A 1627-nucleotide genomic window follows, 5' to 3' on the forward strand; every position below is an offset into this window, starting at 1 on the left:
AAGGAGCCGTCGTACCGATGCCAGGCGATTTCGCGTCGGGACCCCATCGCGGACGATTTCATCCGCTCGATGGCCAGCTATACGTCACTGGCATGGCGGGCTGGGGGACCTACACGCATGAGGATGGCGCCTTTGAGCGCGTGCGATACAGCGGCGGGCGAGTGCAATTGCCGGTTGCTTTTCATGTGCACGAAAACGGCGTGATGCTGCGGTTCAGCCAACCGCTTGATACGAAAATCGCTAACCAAGTGGCCAACCAATTCGCGCAGGTGTGGAATTACCGCTTCAGCGGCGCTTATGGTTCGGCGGAATACGCGCCCTCGCACCCCGGTCTGGTTGGGCATGATCGGCTGTCGATCACTGGCTCTAAGATCGTGGGTGACGGCAGGAGCCTGTTTCTGGAAATGCCCGACTTGCAGCCGGTCAATCAGCTGCACCTACGTTTGCGCGTTGACGCAGGCAAGCCGTGCGAGCTCTTCGCCACCGTTCATGCCCTCGACAAGCCCTTCGCCGATTTTCCAGAATATCGACCCGTCGCGAAGTCCGTGGCCGCACATCCGCTTTTGGCCGATATGGTTACCCTCAGCAAGGCGGCGCCGCAAAATCCCTGGCGCGTTGCGATTGCCGATGCGCAACCCGTGACTATTGAAGCGGGCAAGAACCTGACCTTTGCCACGCGCACCGTCGCCGTGCCTGCGGGAAAATCGATCAAGCTCACCTTCACCAACCCCGACGTCGTGCCGCACAATTGGGTTTTGCTCAAGCCGGGCAGCCTGTTACGTGTGGGCGAAACGGTCAATCGCTTGGTGGCGGACCCTGAAGCCGCGCTGCGGCAATATGTGCCCCCCTCGGACGATGTGGTCGCTTACACGGATATCGCTCCGCCGGGCGAGAAGTTCACGATTTACTTTCGTGCGCCGGAAATGCCGGGCCGCTATCCGTTTCTTTGTTCCTTCCCCGGTCACTGGATGGTGATGAACGGGCAATTGATCGTCGAGTAAAACGCGAAACGCTTCACGCCGCGAAGCCGATTTACGCGTGGGCAGTTGGCGAATACGAGTGTCAATCCGCTTGTGCGGTTGTCCGTACCAGTGAGTACTTCCGCATGGGTGGTTGATTCAGCTCGAAAATCTTGTCCTCGATCTTTTTCGAAGCGACGTCGTCTTCGGCAATGCGCTGATCCATGTGACGAATCTGCTGCTCGGCCTTGTTCAGGCAATCACGGCACTCCGCACTGTCAGGATGTGACTTGGCCTCACGTCGGGCGTCAACGTAGTCCTGGAAACTCCACCATTCGTCCCTCAAAGCATTAACAGGCCCTTCGTTCCGCTGCTTGTTCAATTGCGCCACCACGAGTGCCTGCTGGTACTGTGGGGTCCTTGCATTGTCCTGCAGTTCGATCTTCTGCTCCAGCTGCAAGTTGTCGTATGTGCCGACGTTTTGGCCGTCGATGGTGAGCAGGTACGTTCCCGGCGCCAGGCCGTTAATTTCGAGCGATTCTTGGCCGAGGCAATGGCCGAGATTTGTCAGTTTCGCGCCGGACGCTGCCTCCTCGGGAAGAACCCACGGAAGGCATTCCGCTTGCCAATTGAACTCGATTCCACCTTCGCGACAACAAAGATTGCTC

Annotated in this window: 2 protein-coding genes; one reads left to right on the forward strand and one right to left on the reverse strand. The window is 58.4% G+C overall.

The window, feature by feature from the left end; all coding sequences use genetic code 11:
• Positions 1 to 1001 (forward strand): plastocyanin/azurin family copper-binding protein (locus VGG64_26625; protein HEY1603207.1); only part of this gene is annotated, 1001 nt, incomplete at its 5' end.
• A gap of 61 nt (positions 1002 to 1062) precedes the next feature.
• Here the strand turns inward: VGG64_26625 and VGG64_26630 are convergent.
• On the reverse strand, positions 1063 to 1627 hold a 565-nt coding region (locus VGG64_26630), incomplete at its 5' end, for a hypothetical protein (protein ID HEY1603208.1).

The sequence above is a fragment of the Pirellulales bacterium genome (genome assembly GCA_036490175.1).
Classification (GTDB): domain Bacteria; phylum Planctomycetota; class Planctomycetia; order Pirellulales; family JACPPG01; genus JACPPG01.